Below are 26,998 nucleotides of genomic sequence, written 5' to 3'. Positions count from 1 at the left end.
ATGCTGAAGCTCACCGGCGCGACGGCGGGCGCCGTCACCGTCGGTACGACCCTCGCCGCCCCGCGGGCCACGGCGGCCGGCGAGGGTCTCGTCCACCCGGGCATGCTGCACACCCGGACGGATCTGGACCGGATGGCGACGAAGGTGAAGGCCGGGGCGGCGCCGTACACGGCGGGATTCGCGCGGCTGACCGCCAACCGCCACGCGCAGAGCGGCTGGACGGCCAACCCGCAGGCCACGGTCTACCGGGGCTCGGGCTCGCCGCAGAACTACGCGATCCTCTACAACGACATCCACGCGGCCTACCAGAACGCCCTGCGGTGGCATGTGACCGGTGAGAGCGTGTACGCGGACACCGCTGTCGCGATTCTCAACGCCTGGTCGGCGAAGCTGACCGTGCTGGCGGGCTCCGCCGACCGGTTCCTCGCGGCGGGCCTGTACGGCTACCAGTTCGCCAACGCGGCCGAACTCGTGCGCGACCACGCCGACTTCGACCTCGCGCGCTTCCAGAGGATGATGCTGGACGTCTTCTGTCCGCTCAGCGAGGACTTCCTGGCCAACCACAACGGCGCCGTCATCACCAACTACTGGGCCAACTGGGACCTCACGGCCGTCGCCTGTGTCCTGGCGATCGGCATTCTGTGCGACGACCGTGCCAGGATCGACCGGGCCGTCGACTACTTCAAGCACGGGGCCGGTATGGGCTCGGTCAAGAACGCCATCCCGGTCGTGTACGACGACCAGGGGCTCGGCGAATGGGTCGAGGCGGGCCGCGACCAGGGGCACGCGCTGCTCGGCGTCGGCCTGATGGGCACGGTCTGCGAGATGGCCTGGAACCAGGGCATCGACCTGTACGGCTACGACGACAGCCGCTTCCTCAAGGGTGCCCAGTACGTGGCCAAGTGGAGCATGGGCGGCGAGGTGCCGTACACGGCGAACACCCGGAAGAAGGGTGCGGTCAACGGCTGGTCGGGCAGCGAGTCGGCGACCGCTGCCGCCGGTGTGGATCCGGCGATGACCCGCCCGATCTGGGCCATGATCGCCAACCACTACACCAAGCGCCGGGGCCTGTCCGCGACCTATCTGACCCGCATCGCCGCCCAGGCGTCCCCCGAGGGCGGCGGCGGTGACTATGGACCCAACAGTGGGGGATTCGACCAACTGGGCTTCGGGACACTGGCGTTCACCCGGGACAGGACGATCGAGAGCGCCAGTCCGAGCCCCGGCCCGCATGCCGGAAGCGGGAGTACGAAGGCCAGTGGGGCGGATGACGCGCCGTCGGCCGGTGCGACTGCCCAGGGCGGCAAGGGCGAGGACCTTGCCGCGACCGGTACGACAGACGTCGTCGCCTGGACGGCCGCGACCGGGATCACCGCTCTGGCGGGCGGCATTCTGCTGTTGCGTCGGCGGGGGCGGTCCGGTGGGCCGGCACAGTGAGGCCGCCGGCACGGGACGTTCGAGGGTCAGCCGAGGCGAGGCAGCTCGATGGCGGGGCAGCGGTCCATGACCATGTCGAGGCCGGCGGCGCGGGTGCGGTCGTAGGCGGCCTCGTCGATGACGCCGAGCTGGTACCAGACGGCCTTGGCGCCGAGGGCGGTGGCCTCGTCGGCGACCTGGCCGGCGAGGTCGCTGTTGACGAACACGTCGACGACGTCGACAGCGAAGGGGATGTCGGCCAGCGAGGCGTAGCCCCGCTCGCCGTGGACCGTCTCGGCCTTCGGGTGGACGGGGACGATCCGTTTGCCGTGGCGCTGGAGCACCTCGGCCACGCGGAACGCGGCCCGCTGCTGGTTCGACGAGAGGCCCACGATCGCCCAGGTGTCGCCGAGCTCGGTCAGGATCTTGCGGATCGTCGCTGGGTCGCCGTACACGCCCGGCCTCCTTGGGATTCGTACAGCCGCTGTTGTGCGCGACAACAGCGGCCCGCCTGCGATGATTCCCCGCGTTGTCGCCGGGGCGGGCGGAGCGGCGGTGGTACGGCCGGTGGGGTACCGGTCGGGCGGTGACGCGCTGGCAGGGGCGACCGGCACAGGCCCCGGCCCCGGGCGATTTCGAGGGGCGGCTGCTGCGGTTCGAACACCTGTCGGCCCTGGCAAGCGGGCGTGGGACGGGAAGAGGCCCGCGGTGGGAGCCGCGGGCCCCGGTACCGGCCGGATCAGCTCGCCAGGGTGGCGGGCCGCCACCCGGCCTCGGGGTCGAGCGGCAGGTCCGGCCGGTCGCGCTTGAAGGCCGCGGCCGCCTCCTCCACGTCCGGCAGGGCGACGCCGTGGACCTCCCGCTCATCGGGACACCGGCACCTGGCGAACGCGGCTGAGAAACGCGCCCCGCCTGGGGCGCGGGGAACTGTGCGACCAGCCCCACCGGCCGAGCGTCGAATGGACCGCCTGCGAGGGACCCACGAGGAACGGCAGACGAACGCCACCAACCCGAGCCAGAACGAACCGCCGATCCAGCGGAGCGTTACGCTCGGCACCGTGCTCCGCATCTACGACGCCCGAACCGCCGAGTCCGTAGTCGCCGCCCCGGCCCGTCGGGCCCTGACCCGTGTCGAGGCGCATGCGCCGGTCTTCGGCACCACCGCTCTGCGTGTGCTCCTGGTCGCCGATGTCCTCGCCCGTGCCCTGGAGATCGGCGGCACCCCCGTGTGGGCCGTGCTGGCCGGTGAGGAACAGGTGCCCGAACTCCGCGCGGGCGCCGCGGCTCTCGGGATCCGGCCCTTCGAGGACCGGCGCGATGTCGGACCGGAGTTCGCGGAGGCCCAGCTGATCCATGTGGTCAGCCGGGGTGACGGGGCGACGGACGGCATCCGGCTCGATGTCGCCCCGGTCGACTCCACCGACTCCGCAGGCGCCCACGGGGACGTCGACCCCGCCACCCTCCGCCTGGCCCTCCTCACCCACCCCCGCTCCGAGCCCGTCCACCTGACCCCGGCCGCCCTGGCCGATGCGGGGAGCACGCTCGCGCACTGGCGCCGGTCGGTCGCCGTCTGGGCGGGGCAGCCGTCCCGTCCCGTGCCCGAGGAGGTACGCCAGGAGCTGCGCGCCGCCTGGGAGGACGACCTGGACCTGCCCGCCGTACTGGACGTCCTGCGCCGCGTCGAGACCCTCGACGGGATGCCGGACGGGGCCCGCTTCGAGACGTACGCCTACGCCGACCGGATCCTCGGCCTCGAGCTCACCCGCGAGATCGGGTCGTCGACATGACCGACCACCGCAGCGCGGGCCCGCTGCGCCGCCTGGTCGTCCTGCGGCATGCCAAGTCGGCCTGGCCGATGGGCGTCGACGACCACGACCGTCCTCTCGGGCCGCGGGGTCTGCGGGACGCCCCCGCCGCCGGACGCGCACTCGCCGGCGCCGACTGCATGCCCGACCTCACCCTGTGCTCCACCGCCGAACGCGCCCGCCGTACCTGGGAGTTGACGGCGGCCGAATGGAGCACCCCGACGCCGGTCCGGCACGATCCGAGGCTGTACGGGGCAGACGTACCGGAGTTGCTGGCCGTCGTACGCGAAGTGCCGGCCGCTGTCGGGACGTTGCTGCTGGTCGGGCACAACCCCGGCCTGGAGGAACTGGTGCTGGAGCTGGCCGGGGACGCGCTCGACGACGCGCTGGACACCGTACGGACGAAGTTCCCCACCTCCGCGATCGCCGTCCTGGCCTGGCACGGCGACGACTGGCGCGACCTCGCGCCCGGCACGGCCCTGCTCACGGACGTGATGGTGCCGCGCGGGACGAAGGCCCTCTGATCCGATGCCGATCCGATCCGGTCAGCCCACGTGCACGCGTGGGCGGCGGTCCAGGTCGGGTTCGGCGCGGCGGAGCACCTCGCGGGTGACCGGGGCGACCTCTCCGTGGCCGAAGACCAGGAAGCGGATCAGGTGGCTGAAGGGGTTGCCCTCGGTCCAGTTGAAGTAGGCGTGCGGGACCTGGCCGGTGCGGTCACGCAGTTGCATCAGCACCGCCGCGATGGTGTTCGGCACGGTCGCGCCCTCCACGCGCAGCCGGCGCGCGCCGTGCTTCTCGTCGCCGCGCACGGCGAGGTCTGCCGTGAAGTCGGAGGAGTCCCGCACGAACACCTCAAGGAACAGCACGGGACGGCCGTCCGGGATGTGGGTCTGCTCGCGCTGGCTGTACTCCTTGGCGCGGTACTCCCGAGTGCTGTGCTCCTGGGGCTCGTTGGCGACCACGAGAAGCGGGCCGTCGGCCGCCGCCTCGTCGATGATGCGGGCCGCAGTCTCGTCGAACGACACTTCCGCGGCCCGCAGTTCGAAGGCGCGGCGCACGCGGGACGCGAACGACGTCACGAGGATCGCCAGGATGAAGATCATCGCGATCTTGATGCCGTCGGGCCGCTCGATCACGTTCGTGACCAGGGTGTACGCGAACACCGCGGTGATCGTGCCGAAGCCGATCGTGGCCGCCCGATGCCCACGCTTGTGCACCGCGACCGCCGACGCGAACGACGCGGACAGCATCAGCACCAGCACACCGGTCGCGTACGCGCCGCTCTGGTCGTCGACGTTCGCGTTGAACCAGAGCGTGATGAACACGGCCGCCGCCATGAACACCAGCACCAGTGGCCGGACGGCACGCGTCCATTCGGGCGCCATGCCGTAGCGCGGCAGATAGCGCGGTACGAGGTTCAGCAGGCCGGCGAGCGCGGAGGCGCCGGCGAACCAGAGGATGGCGATCGTCGAGATGTCGTAGACCGTGCCGAAGGCCTCGCCGAGGTGCTGGTGCGCGAGATAGGCGAGGGCGCGCCCGTTCGCCGGGCCGCCGCTCTCGAAGGCGGACTGCGGGATCAGGATCGTCGTCGCCAGGCTGGACAGCAGCAGGAAGCCGCTCATGATCACGGCGGCCGTGGTGAGCAGCTTGCGGGTCTCCCGGATCCGGCCTTCGGGCCGCTCGGGCGTGTCCGTCGCATCACCCTTGACCTGTGGCATCACCGCGACGCCCGTCTCGAAGCCGGACATGCCGAGCGCGAGCTTCGGGAAGACGAGCAGTGCCACGCCGATCATCGCGAGCGGCGAGGAGTGCTCCGCGGTCATCGCGTCCGTCCAGTCGCCGATCCTGACGGGGTGGCTGAGCACCTCCCAGGCGGAGACGGCGAGGACGACGACGTTGAGGGTGAGATAGGCACCCACGAGCACCACGGCGATGCCGATGGCCTCCTTGAAGCCCTTGAGGAACACCGCGCCAAGGCCGAGGACCAGGACGAGCGTGATCCAGACGTTCCCGCCGTGCATCCAGTGCGGAGCGAAAGGATTCTCCACGACATGCGCGGAGGCGTCCGCAGCCGACAGGGTGATCGTGATCATGAAGTCCGTGGCCGCGAAACCGAGCAGCACCAGGACGAAGATCTTCCCCGACCACCAGGGCAGCAGCCGCTCCAGCATGGCGATCGACCCCTCGCCGTGCGGACTCTCCCGCGCGACCCGGCGGTAGACCGGCAGCGCGCCCAGCAGCGTCAGCGCGATCAGTACGAGCGTGGCGAGCGGTGAGAGAAGGCCGGCCGCGAGGGCGGCGATGCCCGGCTGGTAGCCGAGCGTCGAGAAGTAGTCGACGCCGGTCAGGCACATGACCCGCCACCACCGGCGGCCCTGGTGGTCCTCGGCCGGAGTGGCGTGCGGCCCCGGATGCCGGGCCGACTGCTCGCTGAGTCCTTCCAGGAGCCAGGCCCGCCAGCGCGGCGCGGGCCGCACGGACACCGTCGCGGAGAGTCTCGGCTCCACGGGCCCGGCGCTGTCCTTGCCATCCACCTCGACGCCGGTCATGCGGGGATCTCCTTGGGTCTTCTTTGTGTGTTGTTTACTTCTTTGTTTATGTCTCTATGCATTCGCCTGGCCTGCGGCCCTTTGGCAACGCGGAGCGAGTATCCACCACGTCGGCGCCCGTAGGGTGGCCGGATGCCGGACGAGTACCGCACAGTGGCCCAGGCGGGCGTGCACGAGACCGAGGTCAACCGCTCCCGCTTCCTGTGCGCCCTCGCCCCCGCGGCCACCGAGCAGGAGGCCCAGGAGTTCGTCGCCGCCGTGCGCAAGGAGCACGCCGACGCCACCCACAACTGCTTCGCGTACGTCATCGGCGCCGACGCCTCCGTACAGAGGGCGAGTGACGACGGTGAACCGGGCGGCACCGCCGGGGTCCCCATGCTCCAGATGCTGCTGCGCCGCGACATGCGCTACGTCGTCGCCGTCGTCACGCGCTACTACGGCGGCGTCAAACTGGGCGCGGGCGGCCTGATCAGGGCGTACGGAGGAGCGGTCGGCGAAGCCCTCGACGTGCTCGGCACCCGCACCCGCCGCCGCTTCCGGCTGGCCACCGTGACCGTCGACCACCAGCGGGCCGGCAAGGTCCAGAACGATCTGCGGTCCACCGGACGCGAGGTGCGTGACGTGCGTTACGGCGAGGCCGTCACGATCGAGATCGGGCTGCCCGACACCGATGTGGACGCCTTCCGGGCATGGCTGGCGGACGCGACGGCGGGGACCGCGGGGTTCGCACTCGGGGGAGAGGCGTACGGGGACGCATGAGCGCCGCGCTGCCCCTCGGGGGCCGCACATCGGGCCGATACGGGAGCAACCACCCGTGTTGACAGGGCAAAGGCGCGGGTCAGGCCGCGGCGTCGGCTGTGCAGGCCGGCCACCTTGTCGTCCTCAGCCACCAGTTGCGCGTACCAGGGTGTCGGTGAGGTCGTCCAGACTTGGGCTTCCGGCACTGAGGAGGGCATCGAGGACCGCGTTGCCAGGAACTCAGCGTCTGTTCGACTTCACGCAGTGCGGGCTCGGCGGCCCCGGGGCCGAAGAGCAGTTCCGCGAGCCTGTGCAACTGGTGGATCCCGGCGGCGTGGTGCAGGCGGTGATGCCCGCCGAGGAGGTGCCCGAGGGCCGCGATGATCTCGGCCGGAGTGCGGGCATCGAAGCTCGCGGATCAGGCGGGCCAACCGTGTCCGGGGGTGTGGTCCAGGCTCCACCACGGTGCGTCGGGGCCAACTCCAGTCGCATGAGGGTCTTGTGTCGGGGCTGGTGAGCATGACCCGAGCGTCAGGGGGGGCGTGGCTGTAACTCCAGCCGCAGGCGCGGTGAAGGGGGACGGTGATCCAGGCGGGATCACCGCCGCCGGCCAGGTGACGCGGCGTGACGAAGCCGACCTCCACGGTCTTCGGGGTCTTCGGCACGCTCACCTCCGGGCCAAGGACGACGCGACGGGGGAGCGGAGGCCGTAGGAGAGGGCGGCTCGGGTTCTGCACCGGGGCGATGCCGCCCGTGTCCGGTCTGATCGTGCTGCCCGGCAGTGCGGGTGCGCCGGGTCACTGACAGACGCCGGCCTGCCCATCGCGGTGCCTTGGCTGGTCCGTGTCGTGATTCCGGTCGCTTCGATCGCCCTGCTTCCGCGGCAGGCGGGGGGACGTGTCCATCACCGGGAGTGCGTGAGTTGTCGGCGGGCGGGTTGTGGTTGCTCGCGGACACGCGGCGGAGCCGGATGTGTCACGGCCTCGCGCTCCTGAAGACAAGGATCACGGGGCACGGCCCGTGATTTTCACGTTCCCGGCGCCCCGTCGATGCCGTCCCCTCTGAGGTGCGTGGCGAAGAAATCGTCGATGCGTCGCCACGCGTCGACGGCGGACTCCGGGTGCGGCCTGATTCCGGCGACACGCGTCAGCGGACGCAGCGCGCGTGGCCCGACCTCGGCGTCGTTCAGGAAGGAGTGCCCGGCCTCCGGATACTCCTTGACGTCGTGGACGACGCCGAGCCGGTCGAGCGACGCCTCCAGACCGGAGGCCGCGCCCTTCTTCAGCGTACGGTCACGGGCCCCGTAACTCGCGACGACGGGACAGGAACCGGTGAGCGCCCGTTCGAGATGCCCGGGCGGGCGGCCGTAGTTGACGGCGGCGGCGTCGTAGTCGCCGCCGCCCACGGCGAGGAGGGCGAAGGAACCGCCCATGCAGAAGCCGATGACGCCGATCCGCCCGGTGCAGTCGGGATCCTGGGCGAGGTGGGTGCGGGCCGCCTCGATGTCATGGAAGGCCCGGCCGCGTCCGGACAGGGCGGCCCGGAAGGTCGGCACCAGGCAGCGTACGGCCCCTCCGTCGGTGAACAGGTCGGGCATCACGACGAGGTACCCGGCTCTCGCCAGCCGCTGTGTCTGGCGGTGCATCACGTCATTGACGCCCAGCGCCTCATGGATCACGACGACACCGGGCCAGGGGCCCGGCCCGGTGGGCCGGGTGAGATGGCCGGTGAGCCGACGGGAGCCGCCGCGGGCGGCGCTGAGCCCGCTCAGATCGACAGCGGTGGTGGTCGTGGCGGACAAACTCTCCTCCAGGGGAGGTCTGGGGGCGGGGGCGGCCGGAGTGAGGACTTACGGCGCGATGAAGGGCTGGACGCGCTTGCGGTAGTCCTTGGGCCGCACTTCGTTGTAGTACTTGTCCTTGTCCTCGCCCGCCGAGGTGAAGATGTACACCGGGCACTCGTCGGACTTGGCCTCACCGGTGTGCTCATACAGTTCCTCGCCCGTCCGCGACTCGACCACGCTCAGCCGGTAGGAGGTGTTGTACGTGCGTATCTTCAGCGGCTTGCCGTCATCGGTCTTCATGTCGCACATCCTGCCGGTCGGGGTCGCCTTGGTGCGTTCGACGCAGACGACCAGCTCGGCTTCGGCGGGCTTGTCCGCGTAGCCGAGGATCCAGCCCCTGGGGAAGTCGCCGGAGGGCGGCTCGAACTGTGACCAGCTGTCGCCGGGGTTGTTCATGAGCATCGCCGGATGCACGGTCTTCTTCGTACGGTCGTAGGCGGGCATCCCCGCGTAGCCGAGCCCGTCCGTGCACACGCGCTCCAGGTCCAGGGCGGACGTCGGCACGTCCGGTCCCTCGGCTGCCGAACCCGTCGACGGCGACGTGCCGGTACCCCCTCCCGGGCTTCCCGTGAGCGACGAGCATCCGGACAGGACCACACCCAGAAGCCCGGCGGTGACCAGAATCGAAGACCTTGAACGCATTTGGATCCACCCATCGAAGAAAGAACAGCAGACAGGGCATGTCCCCCCTCCCCCGGACATGCCCTGTCCCCCCAACCTGCTGAGAAGAGGATGCCGTGCGCCTGCTGCCGGGGGCATGGGGGAAGAGCCCCCATCTAGTTGTGCGTCCCCTGTGACTCGTGGGTACTACGCTGTACGGACTCGAAGGAGCATTCGAGGGGGCGGCCGGGACATCCCGGAAGAAGGCGCAGGGGGCCCGAGTGTCGTTGTCGTCACCGGCACTGGTCGGCAGAGGACCGGAGCTGGACCTTCTGACCGAGGTGGGACGGTCGGCCGGCGAAGGGCGGGGCTCGTCGGTGTTCGTGCTGGGCGAGCCGGGTATCGGCAAGTCGCGCCTCGTGGAGGAGGCCGTGGCCGCCGCCGCGCGCACCGGGGCACGGGTGCTGCGCGGGCGGGCCGCGTCGGCCGGGCGCGCGGTGCCGCTGCGCCCGCTGGCGGAGGCCGTGTTCTCCGGACTGCGCGGTGAAGGGGCGCCGGCGGACGGGGACTTGGGCCCCTACGAGCCGCTGCTGTCACGGCTGTGCGGGCTGGCGCCGCAGGACGGCGCGCCGCTGGTGGGTTACGCCGAGGCGGTGCTGCGGCTCCTGGGCGTCCTCGGACGTACCCATGGCTGCGTACTGGTGCTGGAGGACCTGCACGACGCGGACGCCGACACGCTCACCATCGTCGACTACCTCACGGACAACCTCCCCGGCCAGCGGGCCGCCTTGCTGGCCACCCTGCGCGGTGGGCCCGGACCGGCCCTCGACCTCGCCGAGGCCGCGGTATCCCGCCGTGCGGCCAGCACACTGCGACTGACGCGCCTCGGGCCCGCCCACACGGCGGAACTGGCCGCCCGCTGTCTGGGCCACGACGACGCCGGCAAGGTACCGGCGGCCGTACTGGACCGCCTGCACGCCGTCTCCGAGGGCGTCCCCTTCGTCGTTGAGGAACTGCTGCGAGCCATGGTCGACAGCGGCAACCTCGTCCGGACGCGGAACGACGGCTGGACGGTGACCGGCGCGCTGAACGCCGGCGTACCCACGACGGTCGCCGCCGCCGTCCTCCAGCGCGTCGACCACCTGGAACCGCCCGGGATCGCGCTCCTGGAGGCGGCGGCGGTCCTGGGCAGGCGGTTCCCCGTGGACGTGGCCGCCCGTGTCGCCGAGCTCGACCGGATGACGGCGCTCCGCCAGCTGAGACATGCGGCACGGGCCCACCTGGTCACCGACGGCGCCACCGCGGAGCAGCCAGGCTGGCACTCCTTCCGCCACGCCCTGACCGCCGACGCCATCGCCCACCGGCTGCTGCCCGCTGAGCGGGCGGCGCTCTGTCTCGCCGCCGCCGACGCCATCGAGGCCGCCGAAGCGGCGGTGCCGGAGCCGCGGGCCGCCCGCCCCGACCGGGGCGGGGAGCCCCGGGGTCTGCTCGGCGGCGGCTCGGGCGACGACCTGTACCGCCTGGCCGCGGAACTGTGCGTCGCCGGCGGGCAGCCGGCCCGGGCGGCTGCGCTGCTCACCCGGGCCAGCCGGCAGGCGGTCTTACGGGGCGCGCTGTTGACCGCGGTGGAACTCCTCGACCGGGGCCTGGAACTGACCGCCGATGCCACGGACACACCGCCCGAGACAGTGGCCCGGCTGCTGGAGGAACTGCTGGGGACACTCGTCCTGACGGGCGACGTCCAGCGTGTCCCGGAGCTCGGTGATCGGCTGGACCATGTCCTGATCGCGTGGGGCGCGCCCGCCGCCCGGCGCGCCACGGGCTTCCTGACCCGGGCCCGGGCCGCGGCCACCGCACAGCAGTGGGAGGAAGGCCTGACCGCCGTGCGCCGGGCACGGGAACTGCTCGGCGCCGAGCCCGACGCGGCGTCCCGAGCCGCCCTGGACGCCGTGGCCGCGCACCTGGTGCTCGGCTCACAGCGCCCGGACCGGCTGGAGAGCGCCCGGGTCCTGGCCGAAGGGGCACTGGCCGCTGCCGAGGCGGGCGGGCTGCCGGAGGTGAGCTGCAAGGCACTGAACATCCTCGGGTACTGCCTGCGGACCCACGACCTGGCCGAGGCGGAGAAGGTGTTCGAACGTCTGGTGTCCACGGCCGAGACCCATGCCCTGCCGGTCTGGCGGATACGCGGCCTGCTGGAGCTCGGTGCGCTTGACCGGATCCGGTTCACCGGTACCGATCGGCTGCTGGCAGCACGGAAGGCGGCCGAGGAGACCGGTGCCGTGCTCCTGACGGCCGTGGCCGACACGAATCTGGCACAGGCTCATATGCTGCGCGACGACCTGGACGGGGCCCTGGAGTACGCCGGGCGGCTCCACGCGACGGCAGGCAGGCTGCGGCTGCGCGAGGTGCAGCTGATCGGTGTCGCGATGGACGCCGTCATCGCCGCCTCCCGGGGCGAAAGGGAGAAACTCCAGGCCGCGCTGCACGTTCTGGAGACCGCGATGGCCGGGGGGAGCGCCGGAGCGGTCTGGGGCTACGCCGACACCTCGGTGTGGGGCTGGGCCCGGGGTGTGTGTTCCCTGCTGCTGGAGGAACCCGACCGTGCCATGGCCGAGTTCACCGAGGCGGACCGGACCATGCGGGCACTGCCCAGCACCCGCGGGGTCATCGGTTTCCTCGGCCCGTACCTGCTCCTGCGCACCGTACGGGGCGCGGCCGGCTGGGCGGAGTTGGACGGAGAGGCCGCCGACCGGCTCACCCAGGTCCACTGGGACCGGCCCTTCGTGGGATGGTCCCGGGCCGTGCTGCTGGGCCGCGAAGGCCGGGCCGCCGAGGCCGCCAAGGCGGCCGAGGAAGCCCTGGCCGGTACCGACACCATTCCCATGGCCCGTCACCTGTGTCTGCGCCTGGGTGCCCAGGCGGCGCTCACCGACGACTGGGGGCAGCCTGTCGAGTGGCTGCGCACCGCCGAGCAGTTCTTCCACGACCGGGGCACGACACGGATGTCGGCGGCCTGCCGCGCCCTGTTGCGGGAAGCGGGCTCTCCCGTGCCCCGGCGGCGCCAGGGCCATGACACGATTCCGCCGGAGCTGCGGCGGACGGGGGTGACCGCCCGGGAGTACGAGGTGCTGCGTCTGCTCGGCCGGGGGCTCGGCAACCAGGAGATCGCCCAGCAGCTGTTCCTCTCACCCCGCACCGTCGAAAAGCACCTGGCGAGTCTCCGCAACCGCACCGGCCAGAGCAGCCGGACCGCCCTGCGCGGCCTGGCTCGCCGGTACGCGGACGGGCAGTGACTCCGGCGCGCTCGGCAGCGCGTCAGCGAGGGCAGTTCCCCCTACGGTTGCGGGCGACGCCGGCACCTGACGTGGGCTGACCGCACGGGATCATTCCGGTATATGCCTGAACTGGTCCCGCACATACCCCTGGATGGGTCCCGTGCGGCGTTTCCTCACGCCTCGCAGAGAGTCCTGGTGTCCCTGGTGTCGGCGGTGCAGGTGTCGGTGTTGGCGCCCCCGTCGACGCTGTCGTTGCCCAGGATGTTGTCCACGCCGTTCAGGTTGTCGTTGCCGGGACCGCCGAGCAGGGTGTCGGCGCCGGTGCGGCCGCTGCTCGACGGGACGAGGTCCCCGGCCAGGCTGTCGTTGCCCGCCCCGCCGACCAGCCGGTCGTTGCCCCCGTACCCGAGCATGATGTCGTTCGACGCGCTCCCGGTGATCGTGTCGTTGAACTCGCTGCCGTAGACGACCTCCACGTCGGTACGGACGTTGTCGCCCTCACCGCCGACGCCGTCGTCGGCGGCGTTGTCGATGTCGACGACCACCCCCGAGCCGCTCTCGAAGTAGCTGGCGATGTCGCTGGTGCCGCCCCCGCCGCTGAGCGTGTCGGCGCCGGGGCCGCCGATGAGGAGGTCGAAGGTGGGGCCGCCGTTGAGGGTGTCGTTGCCCGCCCCGCCGTTGAGGATGTTGCTGCCCGGGCTGGGGCCGCCGCCGATGACGTCGTTGCCCGACTCGCCCTTCAGGTTGCCCCGGACATTGCCGGTCTTGGTGATCCGGTCGTTCAGGTCCCCTGCGTTCACCACCACTGTGGCGAAGCTGCCAACCTGGCAGGCCACTGATCCGTTGATCTGAGCCGAGCAGCCGATGCCGGCCGTCAGGGTGGCGGCCGTGTCCTGAATGACGACGAAACTTCCCGACACGGAGACCGTGATGTTGTTCGCGACGCCCGACCCCGCGTTGACGATCACATCACCCCCGCTCACGGACACCCCTGTGGCCGCGCTCGCGGGCCCCGCGGTCAAGGTCACCGCGGAACCCGCCATCACGGCGACCATCAGGACCCGGAGTAACGCTTTTCTGCCCATCGACTTCCCCTCGGTTGCGCACGCGTGGTGACGTCGTGCTGAGACATGGCCACCAATGTGCCCGCCGCGTACACCGGGCGCATGGGGGAAAGTCCCCCAATTACCTCGTGCAATTGCCTCGTGGCCCTCGCCGCGCAGCCGGATGCCGGGACTTCGGGCCCCACGGGGCGTCGCTCACGCCATCCGGCGCCGCAGCAGCTCGTGGGGCGTCCGCCCGCCCACGCCCGATCTGGTATCTCCCCCTGGCTCCGCGCTCATCGGCCGCCATGGCCGGTCCCGAGCCGCTCCCGTGCCCCTTCCTCAAGCCGGGCTGTGGCCACTGGTACGGGGCGGATCATGACCAGCGTGGCTCCGCGTAGGTCCGCCTCGACCTGGTGGCGCACAACGTGGCCAGACCATCAGGTTGGAGCTGTGCGTCGTACGGTCCACGTTGACGGTGAGGGCGTCCAGCCAGACGATCCGGCCCGCCTCCAGGGGATCGACGTCGAACGAGGCCGCCGCCTGAGGGGTGAGGTCCTTCGCGCCCGGCAGGTAGTCCATGCCCAGGTTGAGGCCGGCACTGGCGTGCAGCAGGTCCTGGACCTCCTGGTGGGGCTCGTCGGCGCCGGTGGCCGGGTCGAAGTGGACGAGGACCAGTCAGCACCGACCTCAGCGCCGACCTCAGCGCCAGGAAGGATGCCCCTCCGGTGTGCTGCCGGTGGTGAGCTTGCGGGCACCCGTGCCGTCCGCGCGGACCGCCCAGATCACCGGCCGGTCGAAGGGCCCCCGGACGAAGGCCACCCACTTGCCGTCCGGTGACCAGACCGGGTCCATCTCCTGGGCGGCCGTCTGCACCAGTGTCCCGTCGTCGCTGCCGTCGGTCCTGGCGATGCGGATGTCTCCCCCCGTCCCCTCGCCGGGTGCTCCGGCGGTGTACGCGAAGTAGCGGCCGTCCGGGGACCAGACGGGGTCCAGTGCCCGCCGGGGCTGGTGGGTCACCTGCCGGGGTTCGGCGCCCGGCTGTGCCGGATCGACGACGTGGACCTGCCAGCCCGACGCCTTCTGCAGGCAGACGGCGATGAGCTTGCCGTCGGGGGACCAGGCCGGGTCCTCCACCTTCCCGGAGCCGGTGGTCAGTTGCTGCGCTGAGCCGTCCGAGACGTTCACGGTGAACAGCTGCTGCGCACCGTCCGCTCGGCGCAGGACGGCCAGTCGCTTGCCGTCCGGGGACCAGGAGACCCGGCCGCCCGAGATGGCGGCGATCCGGCGGACACCGGTACCGTCCGCGTTCGCCGTCCACACGGCCGGCCCTTCCGCCGCCTTACGGGTGAACGCGAACGACTTGCGGTCGGGGGACCACTGCGGGAGGGCGTCGCAGGTCCCGTCGATCAGCTTTTCAGGGTTGTCCGTGGTGGAGTCACGGCGGCCGATCACGCTGTGGCATTCCGACGATCCGGGGTCCGTGTCCAGCCGGACCAGCAGCGGGGCGTCGGGGAAAGCGGCGGGGGTCGATCGCCGGGGCGACGGCGAGGTTCCGCCGGCGTCGTCGGCTCCGGGCTCGCCGGAACCGGTCCAGGACTGCCACACGAGCAGCCCCGCGATGGCCGCCGCGACCAGCAGCGCCGCTACGGCGACCGTCCCTCGGCGACCCCTCCGTACCCCGGCGTCGCCGGACGGGACGAGCCCTCTGGGCGGCTGTACGGGCGTGAAGTCCGGCGGGGGCCCGAAGCCGGGGCCGGGCGGCGACTGGACGGTCAGGGGGTGGGAGGCCACGACCTGGTCCTCGGCAGGCGCCGGCCGGGTGGGCGTGGCGGGGCGCGGGTCAGTGGCCGGTGCGTGCCCTTCGGCGACCGGCGGCAGCGCGGACACCGTCGCACGCTGGTCACTGGCCAGTGACTGCCCATCAGCAACCGGCGGCGGCCCGGACACCGTCGTACGCGGATCGATGGCCATGGCCTGTCCATCGCCGACCGGAGGCGCGGACACGGTCGTGCGCGGATCGGTGGGCACGGCCGACGGGCGGTCCGCTGCCGCGAGGTACGCCGCGGGGGCCTGCCTCCGTATGAGCGCGGTCGCCTCGGCGGGCAGCCAGGCGTCCGACGGATGCCGGACCGTGAGCTGGTCGAGGAACTCCGACGGGCCGGGGCGGTCGAGCGGGTCCTTGGCCAGACAGGCCGCGATCAGTCCGCGCAGCAGGTCGGGCACGTCCGTGAGATCCGGCTGTTCGTGGACGACGCGGTAGGGCCAGGCGGCCGACCCCCCGTCGCCGAAGGGGGCGCTGCCCGCCGCCTGGCTGAGCACCACGCCCAGGGCGAACATGTCCACCGCGGGAGTGAGCGTGCCGCCGGTGAGCTGCTCCGGCGCGAGGAAGCCGAGCGTGCCGATCTGGAACCCGGTCTGGGTGAGGGCCGTACCGTCGAGGGCCCGCGCGATGCCGAAGTCGATGACCCGGGGGCCGTCCTCCGCGACGATGATGTTGGCGGGTTTCAGGTCGCGGTGGATGACCCCGGCCTGATGAATGGCGGCCAGCGCCTCGGCGAGGCCGGCGGCCAGCACGGTGAGCGTGTCCGCGGGCAGGGGGCCCACCTGATCGAGCAGGTCCCGCAACGTGGGGCCGGGTACGTAGGCCGTCACCAGCCAGGCCGGCTCGCCCTCCGGGTCGGCGTCCACGACCGGCGCGGTGTGGAAGCCGCCGACGCGGCGGGCCGCGGCCACCTCGTCGGCGAATCTGCGCCGGAAGCCCGGTTCCGTGCTCAGTTCGGGCCGTACGACCTTGACGGCCACCGCCCGGCCCGACCGCGACCGGCCGAAGTAGACGACGCCCATTCCGCCCTGGCCGAGCCGTCCGACCAGCCGGTACCTGCCCTCCCCGACAGAGGCGGGATCACCTGCTCCGAGCGGTTTCATGACTCCCCCATCTCACTTCTCCGGCCCGGCCGTGGGAACTCATCGCCCCGACCCGCGTCCCCGTCGAGCGGCCGTAATCAGCCGCGAGGATCCCCATTACCGGCCATCAGTCTAGATGTTCCGCTCATGACGTCATCGGGTCCGCAACGGTTGCCCTTCACCCCGCCAGCGGATTCCACAGCGGCAGACAGCGGGCGTCGGCGCCGGTCCAGCGCAGGCGCGGACCGGATCGTCGGTGACGCTGATGCCCATCGGGTCGGCCACCACGCTGACGTTGTGCCGCTTGACGCCCTGGGGCTTAAGCGCTGCCACCAGGAACTGGTGCGGGTGGCGCGGCCGGGCGGTGACGGAGAGCTGCGCGTCGTCGGGGCCGTTCAGCACCGCACCGTGTTCGAGGTCGAAATCCAGCAGCGCCGAGTGGGCGGGACCGCGGGCCCAGAGGCGGTCGGCGGCCGGGGACCGGTCCTCGAAGGCGGGATAGGTCTGGCCTTCGCCTGTCTATGTGCCGGGCAGGTGCTGGGCGATAGCGGCGGCGAAGGCGGACAGGTCGGTGGCGTGCTGGGGCGTTTTCTCCTGATGTGCTGTCAGCGGGTGCGGCCAGGGGACGGTCCGGCGGACAGGGGCGCCTGCGTCGGACGGCCGGGCGTGCGGTGGGCGGTGGCATGGTGGCCCGCCAGTGCTTCCTGCCGGCTTTGGCGCCGTGGGACGGCGGGGGCCTGCATGCGTTCGACGGCGACGTGCAGGTGCAACTCGGCGAGGTCCGCGACCACCAGCTCGTCCCCGTGCTCGCTCAGGTCGTCGGCACTGGTCGGCCCGGCGGTCCGGTCCACCCCGACCACCAGACCGATGCCGCCGCACCGGCCGGCCTCGACACCGGCCAGGGCGTCCTCGACGACGGCAGCCTCACCGGCCGGTACGCGCGAGTCCGCCAGTGCCTGGCCGATGACCCGCAGACCTGGGTGCGCGGCGCGCACGCTGTCCGCCACCCGTTCCGGCAGGTCCTCGGCCACGGCCCGTTCGGACATGTCCGCGGGCACGGTCGGGGCCGGACGCGGATGCCACTCCCAGGCATGCACCAGGCACAGCGCGACGCCCCGGCGGGTGGCTTCCCGGGCCGCCCAGTGCGCGGCTGCCAGGCTTTCGGGAGAACCGTCGATCCCCGCGGTGACATGTCGAAGCATGATCCGTACCTCCAGCGTTGCTGCCCATGGGTCCCTCTTCCACCGAGCCTGGTACCGGGACAGAGGCCGGGCAGGCCCTTCCGATGAGCCCTTCGGCCCTGATGCTGCCGCGCCCGTGCACGGCGCGGCGGGCTCGGGTTGGCCCGGTCGGCCCTGGTGCGTGCGGTTCGGACGGGTGACGATCGTCATCACAGTCGGCATGTGGTCCGTGGGACCACGGACCGTGGCCCGTGGTCCACCAGCGAACGAGGGGTCGTCATGGCCGAGGCACGTAGCTTCACGGAGCAGAACCCGATCCGGGTCTTCCTGCTGGACGACCACGAGGTCGTACGACGCGGTCTCACCGACCTGCTGGACTCCGAGCCGGACATCTCGGTGGTCGGCGACGCGGACAGCGTCGAGCACGCGCTGGTGCGCGGGCCGGCGCTGCGCCCGGACGTGGCCGTCCTCGACGTACGCCTGCCGGACGGTGACGGGATCAGTGTCTGCCGTGAGCTGCGCAGCCGGATGCCGGAGCTGGCCTGTCTGATGCTGACGTCCTTCGACGAGGAGGAAGCGCTGCTCGACGCGATCATGGCCGGGGCTGCGGGCTATGTGCTCAAACAGATCAGGGGGTCCGACCTGGTCGCGGCGGTCCGCATGGTCGCTTCCGGCCAGTCGATGCTGGATCCGGCGACGACCGCCCGCCTGATGCGCTCCCTGCGGGCGGACCCCACCGAGCAGCTGGCACCCGCACCCGAGCTCGCCGGCCTGTCACCCCGCGAGCGGGACATCCTCGCGCTGATCGGGGACGGGCTCACCAACCGTGAGATCGGCAAGAGGCTCTACCTGTCCGAGAAGACGGTGAAGAACCACATCTCCCGGCTGCTGGCCAAGCTCGGCGTCCAGCGCCGCGTCCAGGCGGCGGTCCTGGCCAGCCATCTCGAACAGCCCGCCTCCCCCGACCGTCCGGCGCGATGAGTCCGCGCTGCCCTGCCTCGCCCCGACTCGTCGTCCGGGCCGACGGGGCCGGGCCCTCTGCGGTCAGCCCCCGTCCGGGCATCGTCCGCACTCACGGGAACCTGCCACACCAGCCGGGTGCCGCCGCCCTCCGGCCGTTCGCCTAGTGCCAGGGTTCCGCCGAGGGCGACGGCCCGCTCCCCGATGGTCTTCAGCCCGCTGCGTCCGACGCCATCCGGCACCCCGCAACCGTCGTCCGTCACCGTGAGCGTCAACTCGCCCCCGGCGCACTGGAGCCGGACGTCCACCGCCTGTGCTCCCGAGTGCCGGGCCGCGTTCCAGCAGGCTGTGCAGGCGGTCCCGGGTCCCGCGCACCGCGTCGATGGGCACCTGCAGCTCGCCCAGCAGCTCGTCGAGCCGCAGCTTGGGCACATGCTCCTCAAAACCGCCGCGTCGATCCTCGCCCATGACCTCCTCCGACCGACACACCAGACAGGGCGGCTCGAACCGGTTCCCCTGTCTTCACCGTACTGTCCGGAGGCCTCGACACGGCTGTCGGACGGGCCGGGGCCAGGTCGGCATCTCGGCGCCGGGGACCGTTCCCTCAAGCACGGCGCCGGTTCCACCGCGGCCCCGTTCCATGCGCCTACCGCGCGGACCGCGACCGCCGTGGCTGCCGTCCCTCCTGCCGTCACGGCGGTTGACGCAGTCTCGGCGAGCTTCGGATCCTTTGCGACTCGGCCGTGAACCCGGTGCCGATCCGTGCGGCCCACGCCTCGACCTGCTCGAAGTCGCGGAAGTCTCCGCCCTTTCCGGAGAGCGCGTCCGCCGTGAAGGTGGTGATGCCGTCAGCGCGGGCGGCGGAGACCAGGTGCTCGACGAGGAGCGTGCCGACGCCGTGGTGGTGCAGGGTGTCGGCCACGGCGATGGACATCTCGGCCGAGGCCGCGTCGTCGCCGGCCTCGTACTCGGCCAGGCCGATCACCTGCCCCCGCGACTCGGCCATCAGCGCCCGGTGTCCGGGGCGCGGCGGCGCACAGGCCCGGGTCGGCGGCCAGCGCGGCGGAACGTCGGCTCGCCGCGAAGAACCGCAGCCGCAGATTCTCCGCGGACATGTCCTCGTAGAGCCTCTGCAGTTGCTCGTGATCGCTTGGCCGCACAGGACGTATGCACACCGTGGTGCCGTCCGAGAGCAGGGCATGGACCGTGGGTCGGCTGAGTGTGTCATCCGTCATCGTGGGTCTCTCCTCCAGGCTTTTCGCCACTTCGAGCATCCAGTGGATCGAGCGGAGATCCCATGGGCTGTCCGGGTGTGTGGGGGGCCGGTCGGCCCCAATGCCTGGTCCCACACGCGCAACGGGCCCAGGCCGGCACCCGGCTGACATCGGGGGTGCGGGCATGGGCCCGTTGCGGGGGTGACGCCGGCCTGTGCTTCGGCGGCCTCAGTCGTCGGCCACCAGTGCTGTGGGGCCGAGGAGCCGGTTGGCGCAGCCCCACTCGTTGTCGTACCGGCCGAAGACCCTGACCAGGGTTCCGTTCACCTGGGTCAGGTCCAGGTCCAGTCGGTGACCTCGGGCAGGTCGGTGCCGTGTTCGCGGATCCAGGCGTGGTGGCGGGTGCGTGCGTCGGCCATCTGCTGGCGTACGGCGGCTGCGCGGACGCCGAGGCCGGGGACGCGGTCGATGACGTCCATGACCAGCCGGTAGCGGTCCATGTCGTTGCGGACGACCATGTCGAACGGGGTGGTCGTGGTGCCCATCTCCTTGTAGCCGCGGACGTGCAGGTTGGCGTGGCCCGCGCGGCGGTAGGAGAGGCGGTGGATCAGCCAGGGGTAGCCGTGGTAGGCGAAGATCACCGGCTTGTCGGTGGTGAACAGGCCGTCGTATTCGAACTCGCCCATTCCGTGCGGGTGTTCCTCGCGCGGCAGCAGCCGGGCCAGGTCGACGACGTTGACGACCCGGACGGCCAGTTCCGGCAGGTGGTTCCTGAGCAACTGCGCGGCGGCCAGGATCTCCAGGGTGGGCACGTCGCCGGCGCAGCCCAGCACGACGTCCGGTTCCCGCTCGCTGTTCGATGTGCCCGCCCAGTCCCAGATACCGGCACCGCGGGCGCAGTGGGCGCGGGCCTCGTCCATGGACAGCCAGTCGAAGCAGGGCTGCTTGCCCGCGACGATCACGTTGACGTAGTCGCGGCTGCGCAGGACGTGGTCCGCCACGGACAGCAGGGTGTTGGCGTCCGGCGGCAGATAGACCCGTACGACCTCGGGGCTCTTGGTGAGGACGTGGTCGATGAACCCGGGGTCCTGGTGCGAGAAGCCGTTGTGGTCCTGACGCCAGACATGCGACGTCAGAAGGTAGTTGAGGGAGGCGATCGGGGCCCGCCATGCCAACTCCCTCGATGTCTTCAGCCACTTGATGTGCTGGTTGACCATCGAGTCGACGATGTGGACGAACGCTTCGTAGCAGGAGAACAGGCCGTGCCGTCCGGTGAGCAGATAGCCCTCCAGCCAGCCCTGGCAGAGGTGTTCGGAGAGGATCTCCATGACCCGGCCGTGCCGGTCCAGGTGCTCGTCCACCTGGAGGGTCTGGGCCTGCCAGGCCTTTGCGCTGGCGTTGAGGACGGCGCCGAGCCGGTTGGACTCCGTCTCGTCCGGGCCCACCAGACGGAAGTCACGCCGCTGCGATGTGTCCCGCATGACCTGTTCGAGGAGGTCGCCGAGGACCCGGGTCGGCTCGTGCAGGGTGACGCCCGGCTTGTCGACGGGGACGGCGAAGCGGTCGAGGGACGGCATCGGCAGGTCACGTACGAGCAGGCCGCCGTTGGCGTGCGGGGTGGCACCCAGTCGGCGGGTCCCCTCGGGGACACAGGCGAGGACGTCGGCGCTGGGCCGACCGTCGGCGCCGAACAGCTCCTCGGGACGGTACGAGCGCAGCCAGGTCTCCAACTGCCGCAGGTGCTCCGGGTTCTCGCGTACGCCGGACAGCGGGACCTGGTGCGCGCGCCAGGTGCCCTCGACCGGAACTCCGTCGACCTCGGCGGGGCCCGTCCAGCCCTTCGGCGTACGCAGCACGATCATGGGCCAGTGCGTGCGCTCGGTCGTGCCGTCCTCGCGGGCTGTGCGCTGCGTCCGGGCGATGCGGTCCAGGGCCTGGTCGAAGGCGTCGGCCATGGCGCGGTGGATCTCATGGGGGTCGTCGCTGGTGACGTGGATCGGTTCGTGGCCGTAGCCGCGCAGCAGTTCGTCGAGTTCGGACTCCGGGAGGCGGGAGAGCACGGTCGGGTTGGCGATCTTGTAGCCGTTGAGGTGCAGGATCGGCAGGACCGCGCCGTCGTGCACCGGGTCGAGGAACTTGTTGGAGTGCCAGGACGCGGCCAGCGGCCCGGTCTCCGCCTCGCCGTCACCGATCACGCAGGCGACCAGCAGGTCCGGGTTGTCGAAGGCGGCGCCGTAGGCGTGTGCGAGTGAGTAGCCGAGCTCTCCGCCCTCGTGGATCGAGCCGGGTGTCTCCGGCGCGACATGGCTGGGCACACCGCCGGGGAAGGAGAACTGACGGAACAGCCGGTCCATGCCCTCCGCGTCCCGTGAGACGTCCGGGTAGGTCTCGCTGTAGCTGCCCTCCAGCCAGGAGCCCGCGAGCACGGCCGGCCCGCCGTGACCCGGCCCCCATACGCACAGCGCGTCGAGACCGCGAGCCTTGATCACGCGGTTGAGGTGCGTGTACACGAGGTTCAGGCCGGGCGAGGTGCCCCAGTGGCCGAGCAGCCGCGGCTTGATGTGCGCGGGCTTCAGGGGCTCGGTGAGCAGTGGGTTGGCCAGCAGGTAGATCTGGCCCACGGCCAGGTAGTTGGCGGCCCGCCAGTGGGCGTCCAGGGTGCGCAGTTCCTCGTCGGTCAGTACGGTGCTGTTCTGGTGTTCGACCTTGGACACGGTGACTCCGTAAGTCGTCGAGACGAGTCGGGCTTCGGTGGGACGCGTCAACCGAGGGCGCTCGCTTGTCGTGGTATTCGAAGGTCCCCGCGTTCGAACGCGTCTCGGAGCACGTGTACCCGCCTGTGGCGCTTCAGCCGCAGGCCGCACGATTCGGCCTCCCTGACCGCCTGTTCGGTGGCGGCGCGGTCTTCGGCCGGCCGTCGAGGCCCGCGGTCACGTTGCGGGACATGGTCTCGACCTCCTGAACCGGGATCGCACGACCCGGTTCCAGCCTCGTGCCGATCGGGCTCGTGGGGGAGGGGCCACAGGTCCCCGGCAGGGGCCGACCGGCCCCTGCCGGGGACCTGTGGCCGGCGCAGCCAGTCGTCTGCGCGGACGAACGACGACTTGGCTCAGAGTTGCCGACGCCTCAGGTGGCTGTCGGCGCGGAGGCTGGGGCCGGGGCGATCATCGGGCAGCTGGGCTCACCCCGGGAGACGCCTACAGCAGGGCAACAGCGCATGTTTCGGTCACTCGTCGTCGTGAGAAAGGGCCGGTCGGCCCTGATAGTGGCCGTCAAGCCCCATGGCAGCGGGGTGTGAGGGGGGCGAGCCTGGAGGCGGAAGGCAATGGCATCCACAACATGGGAGACACGATGAGTGGTCTGGTGGTCGTAGGTGTGGACGGGTCGGCTTCGGGTCTCGCCGCGGTCGAGGCGGCGGCCCGGGAGGCGAGGTTGCGCGGGGCGGGCCTGCGGGTGGTCCATGCGTTCATCTGGCCCGCGACGCATGTGCCCTTGGGCCCGTCGCCGCTCGGCCCGCCCGAGGGCGGGATCCGGAACATGGTGGAACGTGTGCTGGCCGAGGCGGTGGAGCGGGCGCGCGCTGTGGCACCGGAGGTCGATGTCAGTCATGCCGTGGTGACCGGTGAGCCTCTGACGGTCCTGGAGGCGCAGTCGCGTTCGGCCGAACTGGTGGTGATCGGGTCCCGTGGCATGGGTGGGTTCGTCGGGCTGTTGGTGGGGTCTACGGCGGCGCATCTCGCGGCGCACGGGAGGTGTCCGGTGCTGGTGGTGCGCGAACAGCCCGCCGCCGACGGCCCGATCGTGCTGGGCGCCGACGGTTCGGCCGCGGGCGAACGGGCGGTGGCCTTCGCCTTCGCCGAGGCCGAGCTGCGCAAGGCCCCCTTGCTGGCGTTGCACGCCTGGACCACGTGGAACGCGCCGATGCCCGCACCGCAGGACGCGTCCGCCCCGTACGCGAACCCTCCCGGCGCGCTCGCCGACGAGGAGGAGCGACTGCTGCACGAGGCACTCGCCGGCCAGCGGGAGAAGTACCCGGATGTGGTGGTGGAGCACCAGGCGGTGCACGGCAGGACGCGGGAGGCGTTGATCGAGGCGAGCCGGTCCGCCCAGCTGATGGTGGTCGGTGCCCGGGGCCGGGGCGGTTTCACCGGACTGCTGCTCGGCTCGGTCAGCCAGGCCCTGCTGCACCACGCGCACTGCCCCGTCGCCGTCGTCCGCGGCAAGGAGTGACCGTGCCTCAGCAGACCCCCGTCGCGGCCGGGCCCCACGCCCCGCCCGCGAAGACGCCCCCGCGATTGGTGGTGGACGCCTGTCAACGCGAGGCCGCCGAGGTGGCGGACCTGCTCGGCGTGGTCCCGGCCACGGGCCTGAGCACGGCCGACGCCGAGCAGCGGGCCGACGCCTGGGGCGCCAACGAACTGGCCGAACCGGCCCGCCGACCGCAGTGGTTACGCCTGCTGGACCAGTTCCGCAGCTGGCTGATCGGCATCCTGCTCGCCGCCGCCGTCGTCGCCGGAATCATCGGCGAGATCAAGGACGCCGTCGTCATCGCCGCCGTCCTCGTCATCAACGCCACCATCGGTTACCTGCAGGAACGCCGCGCCGAGCACAGCCTGGAAGCACTGCGCCAGATGCTGGTCCCCACCGCGCGCGTCCGCCGGGACGGCCGGGTGAGCGAGATCCCGGCCGGCATCCTGGTGCCCGGCGACGTCGTCCTTCTGGAAGCCGGTGACCGCGTTCCGGCCGACGGGCGCCTGGTGGTCGCCGAGTCGGTCGAGGCCGCCGAGGCCGCGCTGACCGGCGAGTCCCAGCCCGTCGCCAAGACGACCGCGCTCACAGCGGCCGACGGCGACGAACCCGTGCCCGTCGCCGAGCGCACCGGCATGCTCTTCATGAACACCGCGCTCACCCGTGGCCGCGCCGAGATGATCGTCACGGCCACCGGCATGGGCACCGAGGTCGGCGCGATCGCCGAGGCGCTGCGCACCGGTACGGACCCGCCCAGCCCGCTCCAGGTCCAGATGGACAGTCTGGGCCGGCGCCTGGCCCTGATCAGCGGCATCGCCGTGGCCGCCTACGCGCTCGTCGGCCTCGTCCGCGGCGAGGAACTGGCCGATCTCACGCTGCGCGCGGTGGCCCTGGCGGTCGCCGCGATCCCCGAGGGCCTCCCCGCCGTTCTCGCGCTCACCCTGGCCCTGGGCGTCTACCGCATGGCCCAGCGCGGCGCCATCGTCAAACGCCTGGCCTCCGTCGAGGCACTCGGCTCCGCGACCGTGGTGTGCAGCGACAAGACCGGCACCCTGACCCTGAACGAGATGACCACCCGCGCCCTGTGGGCCGCCGGCCGCAGCTACGACGTGACCGGCGAAGGCTACGACACCACCGGCACCGTGCGCCTCACCGACGGGCAGCACACCGCGGACCGTCCCGACGCGGACCTTCACGAAGCGGTATTGCCGTTCGCACTGTGCAACGACGCGCGCCTCACCCCGGACGGCATCATCGGAGACCCCACCGAGGCCGCCCTGATCGTGCTCACCGCCAAAGCGGGTCTCGACGCCGAACTGCGCACCCACACGCCGCGTACCGGTGAGATCCCCTTCGATCCGGCCGACAAGTACATGGCCACCTTCCACACCGACGCCGACGGCCGCGCCCGCACCCACGTCAAAGGAGGCGTCGACGTCCTCCTGGACCGCTGCACCCACGTCCTGACCGAACACGGACCCGTACTCCTCGACGCGGAGCGCCGCCGGGAGGTCGCCGACGCCGCCCGGCGGATGGCCGGCCAGGGCCTGCGTGTCCTGGGGGCGGCGACCGCCACCACCGACGAGCCGAACCCGCGAGAGGTGACAGGGCTGACGCTGACCGCGATCGCCGGGATCGCCGATCCGCCCCGCCCCCAGGCCCGTGATGCTGTCGCCCTCGCCCAGGCCGCCGGTGTCACCGTCAAAATGGTCACCGGGGACCATGCCGACACCGCCGCCGCCATCGCCCGCGAACTCGGCATCACCGGCGAGGTCGTCACCGGCATCGAACTGGCCCGGATGAGCGAACAGGACCTCGCGGACCGCATCGAGAACGTCGGCGTCTTCGCCCGGGTCGCCCCCGAACACAAGGTGACCATCGTCCGCGCGCTCTCCCGGAAGGGCCACATCGTGGCCATGACCGGCGACGGCGTCAACGACGCCGCAGCCCTGCGCGCCGCCCACATCGGCGTCGCCATGGGCATCACCGGCACCGACGTGGCCAAAGAAGCCGCCGACATGGTCCTCACCGACGACGACTTCTCCACCATCGTCCGCGCGGTGCGCGAAGGCCGCTCCATCTACGACAACATCGTCACCTTCGTCCGCTTCCAGCTGTCGACCAACATCGGCGCGATCCTCACCCTGCTCGCCACCGTGCTGGCCGGACTGCCGGCGCCCATGTCCGCGGTCCAGCTGCTGTGGGTCAACATCATCATGGACGGACCGCCCGCCATGGCCCTGGGCGTCGACCCTCCGCAGGACAACGTGATGCACCGCCCGCCACGCTCTCCCAGTGAGCGCATCCTGAACGTCCACCGCCTGGCCGCCATCACCCGCTCCGGCCTCGTCATGGCCGCCGGCACCCTGGCCGTCTTCGCCACCGCCCGCAACCTCACCGACACCGAGACCGCGGCCACTATGGCCTTCACCACCTTCGTCCTCTTCCAGTTGTTCAACGCCCTGGCCGCGCGCAGCGAGGACGGCCCCGTCCTCGGCCGCCACCAGCTGCACAACCGCACCCTGTGGATCTGCCTGGCCGCCGTCCTCGTCCTCCAGGTCATCGCCGTACAGGTGCCCGTAGCCCAGGGAGTCTTCGACACCGTTTCCCTGAGTCCCGCCCAGTGGGCGATCTGTCTCGCCACCGCCTCCACCGTGCTCCTGACCGAGCACGCCTGGCGCGCCGGGCGCGCACGGCTGGGCCGCGCGGCCACGTGAGCCACGGGGACCGACCGTCTGCGGCATCACCAGGCGCCTTCGCGGGACCGCACGGACCGGGGATGACACCGTGGCCCCATGGACGGCTCCTGGTGGACTTTGCGCCCATCGCCAGGTTCGGCGGTAGACCTGTCAGGTCGGCGTGGCAGGGCGTGGAGCGCCGTGGAAGACCTGACCGGAGTGCCGGGCGAGGTGGTCGGGCGACAGGGCGTGCGCCCGGCTGCGGGCCGGATTTCGCTCAGGCGTCTACCGACAGCCCTGCGGGTTTCCTGAACGCTCGAAGAGGGCGATGCCATGTCGCTGCGCAAGTGTTCTTCGAGCTTGTCAGGCCCGCTGGAAAGCTGAGTGGGGTGTCGCCCGCGCCCATACGGCCTCGAAGGCCGACTCGCAGGCCCGAGGCGCTCGGTGTCGATCACTTCGACGATTCGCCGGTCGTCCTCTGTCGACCGGTCAAGGAGCGTCGGCCTGCGGACGAAGTTGGCGCCACCGGTTGGGTGTG

The 26,998-nt window shown here is 71.7% G+C and carries 18 protein-coding genes and 4 pseudogenes; 9 read left to right on the top strand and 13 right to left on the bottom strand.

From position 1 onward, the window contains the following. A complete protein-coding gene (locus tag IEY89_RS29925) occupies positions 1–1,437 on the top strand; it encodes an alginate lyase family protein (protein ID WP_189150709.1) in 1,437 nt (478 codons plus the stop codon). Positions 1,438–1,463: 26 nt separating this feature from the next. Here IEY89_RS29925 and IEY89_RS29920 read toward each other — a convergent pair whose 3' ends face one another. Then, positions 1,464–1,871 carry a CoA-binding protein gene (locus tag IEY89_RS29920; RefSeq protein ID WP_189150641.1) on the bottom strand — a complete coding sequence of 136 codons (408 nt, stop codon included), beginning with the start codon at positions 1,869–1,871 and terminating at the stop codon, positions 1,464–1,466. Positions 1,872–2,474: 603 nt separating this feature from the next. Here IEY89_RS29920 and IEY89_RS29910 point away from each other — a divergent pair. Next, positions 2,475–3,203, top strand: a complete 729-nt coding sequence (locus IEY89_RS29910; protein ID WP_189150640.1) for a hypothetical protein — start codon at positions 2,475–2,477, stop codon at positions 3,201–3,203. Further along, positions 3,200–3,745 carry a SixA phosphatase family protein gene (locus IEY89_RS29905; protein ID WP_189150639.1) on the top strand — a complete coding sequence of 182 codons (546 nt, stop codon included), beginning with the start codon at positions 3,200–3,202 and terminating at the stop codon, positions 3,743–3,745. The genes IEY89_RS29910 and IEY89_RS29905 overlap by 4 nt, the downstream gene beginning before the upstream one ends. Before the next feature lie 21 nt (positions 3,746–3,766). Here IEY89_RS29905 and IEY89_RS29900 read toward each other — a convergent pair whose 3' ends face one another. Further along, on the bottom strand, positions 3,767–5,773 hold the full coding sequence (locus IEY89_RS29900; protein ID WP_189150638.1) for an APC family permease: 2,007 nt from the start codon (positions 5,771–5,773) through the stop codon (positions 3,767–3,769). A 132-nt stretch (positions 5,774–5,905) separates the two neighbouring features. Between IEY89_RS29900 and IEY89_RS29895 the strand changes: the two genes are divergently transcribed. Both IEY89_RS29895 and IEY89_RS41560 read left to right on the top strand, forming a co-directional pair. Next, positions 5,906–6,532: a YigZ family protein gene (locus tag IEY89_RS29895; RefSeq protein ID WP_189150637.1), complete on the top strand. Its 627-nt coding sequence runs from the start codon at positions 5,906–5,908 to the stop codon at positions 6,530–6,532. Between the two features lie 603 nt (positions 6,533–7,135). Further along, positions 7,136–7,315 (top strand): hypothetical protein, encoded by a 180-nt coding sequence (locus tag IEY89_RS41560; RefSeq protein ID WP_189150636.1) that lies wholly within the window; start codon positions 7,136–7,138, stop codon positions 7,313–7,315. A gap of 223 nt (positions 7,316–7,538) precedes the next feature. Here the strand turns inward: IEY89_RS41560 and IEY89_RS29885 are convergent, their stop codons facing one another. Together IEY89_RS29885 and IEY89_RS29880 are read right to left on the bottom strand one after the other, a co-directional pair. Continuing rightward, a complete protein-coding gene (locus IEY89_RS29885) occupies positions 7,539–8,312 on the bottom strand; it encodes a dienelactone hydrolase family protein (protein ID WP_189150635.1) in 774 nt (257 codons plus the stop codon). A gap of 48 nt (positions 8,313–8,360) precedes the next feature. After that, positions 8,361–8,858 (bottom strand): hypothetical protein, encoded by a 498-nt coding sequence (locus tag IEY89_RS29880; RefSeq protein WP_229695475.1) that lies wholly within the window; start codon positions 8,856–8,858, stop codon positions 8,361–8,363. A gap of 296 nt (positions 8,859–9,154) precedes the next feature. Between IEY89_RS29880 and IEY89_RS29875 the strand changes: the two genes are divergently transcribed. Then, positions 9,155–12,247: a helix-turn-helix transcriptional regulator gene (locus tag IEY89_RS29875; RefSeq protein WP_189150634.1), complete on the top strand. Its 3,093-nt coding sequence runs from the start codon at positions 9,155–9,157 to the stop codon at positions 12,245–12,247. 155 nt (positions 12,248–12,402) lie between these two features. Here the strand turns inward: IEY89_RS29875 and IEY89_RS41555 are convergent, their stop codons facing one another. The 5 genes and pseudogenes from IEY89_RS41555 to IEY89_RS29850 all read right to left on the bottom strand — a co-directional run bounded on the left by IEY89_RS41555 (position 12,403) and on the right by IEY89_RS29850 (position 17,381). Beyond that, entirely contained in the window at positions 12,403–13,212 is an 810-nt protein-coding gene (locus tag IEY89_RS41555) for a calcium-binding protein (protein ID WP_268240769.1), read from the bottom strand. A 474-nt stretch (positions 13,213–13,686) separates the two neighbouring features. After that, a pseudogene (locus IEY89_RS29865) lies at positions 13,687–13,950 on the bottom strand (HipA family kinase); the annotation flags it as partial. 24 nt (positions 13,951–13,974) lie between these two features. Further along, positions 13,975–16,200, bottom strand: a complete 2,226-nt coding sequence (locus IEY89_RS29860) for a protein kinase domain-containing protein (protein ID WP_189150632.1) — start codon at positions 16,198–16,200, stop codon at positions 13,975–13,977. Positions 16,201–16,332: 132 nt separating this feature from the next. Beyond that, positions 16,333–16,581, bottom strand: a complete 249-nt coding sequence (locus IEY89_RS29855) for a hypothetical protein (RefSeq protein ID WP_189150631.1) — start codon at positions 16,579–16,581, stop codon at positions 16,333–16,335. Between the two features lie 203 nt (positions 16,582–16,784). Beyond that, a complete protein-coding gene (locus IEY89_RS29850) occupies positions 16,785–17,381 on the bottom strand; it encodes a universal stress protein (RefSeq protein ID WP_189150630.1) in 597 nt (198 codons plus the stop codon). 258 nt (positions 17,382–17,639) lie between these two features. Here IEY89_RS29850 and IEY89_RS29845 point away from each other — a divergent pair, with 258 nt between their 5' ends. Further along, positions 17,640–18,341 (top strand): response regulator, encoded by a 702-nt coding sequence (locus IEY89_RS29845; protein WP_189150629.1) that lies wholly within the window; start codon positions 17,640–17,642, stop codon positions 18,339–18,341. Positions 18,342–18,493: 152 nt separating this feature from the next. Here the strand turns inward: IEY89_RS29845 and IEY89_RS42015 are convergent. From IEY89_RS42015 to IEY89_RS29830, 3 genes and pseudogenes are all read right to left on the bottom strand, one after another. Beyond that, positions 18,494–18,754 (bottom strand): annotated as a pseudogene (locus IEY89_RS42015) (sensor histidine kinase); the annotation flags it as partial. A gap of 380 nt (positions 18,755–19,134) precedes the next feature. Beyond that, positions 19,135–19,555, bottom strand: a pseudogene (locus tag IEY89_RS29840) (GNAT family N-acetyltransferase); the annotation flags it as partial. Between the two features lie 311 nt (positions 19,556–19,866). Beyond that, positions 19,867–22,248 (bottom strand): phosphoketolase family protein, encoded by a 2,382-nt coding sequence (locus tag IEY89_RS29830; protein WP_189150628.1) that lies wholly within the window; start codon positions 22,246–22,248, stop codon positions 19,867–19,869. Positions 22,249–22,885: 637 nt separating this feature from the next. On the opposite strand from IEY89_RS29830, the gene IEY89_RS29825 reads away from it, so the two are divergent. Then, a complete protein-coding gene (locus IEY89_RS29825; protein WP_189150707.1) occupies positions 22,886–23,764 on the top strand; it encodes a universal stress protein in 879 nt (292 codons plus the stop codon). 2 nt (positions 23,765–23,766) lie between these two features. Continuing rightward, the gene (locus tag IEY89_RS29820) at positions 23,767–26,499 is read left to right on the top strand and encodes a cation-translocating P-type ATPase (RefSeq protein ID WP_229695474.1); all 2,733 of its coding nucleotides are present in this window, start codon (positions 23,767–23,769) and stop codon (positions 26,497–26,499) included. A 132-nt stretch (positions 26,500–26,631) separates the two neighbouring features. On the opposite strand, the pseudogene IEY89_RS42010 reads toward IEY89_RS29820, so the two are convergent. Next, positions 26,632–26,728: pseudogene (locus tag IEY89_RS42010) on the bottom strand (phosphorothioated DNA-binding restriction endonuclease); the annotation flags it as partial. Positions 26,729–26,998: the final 270 nt, after the last annotated feature.

This window comes from Streptomyces lacrimifluminis (assembly GCF_014646095.1).
Taxonomy (GTDB): Bacteria; Actinomycetota; Actinomycetes; order Streptomycetales; family Streptomycetaceae; genus Streptomyces; species Streptomyces lacrimifluminis.
This window is presented reverse-complemented; position numbering and strand designations above follow the sequence as displayed.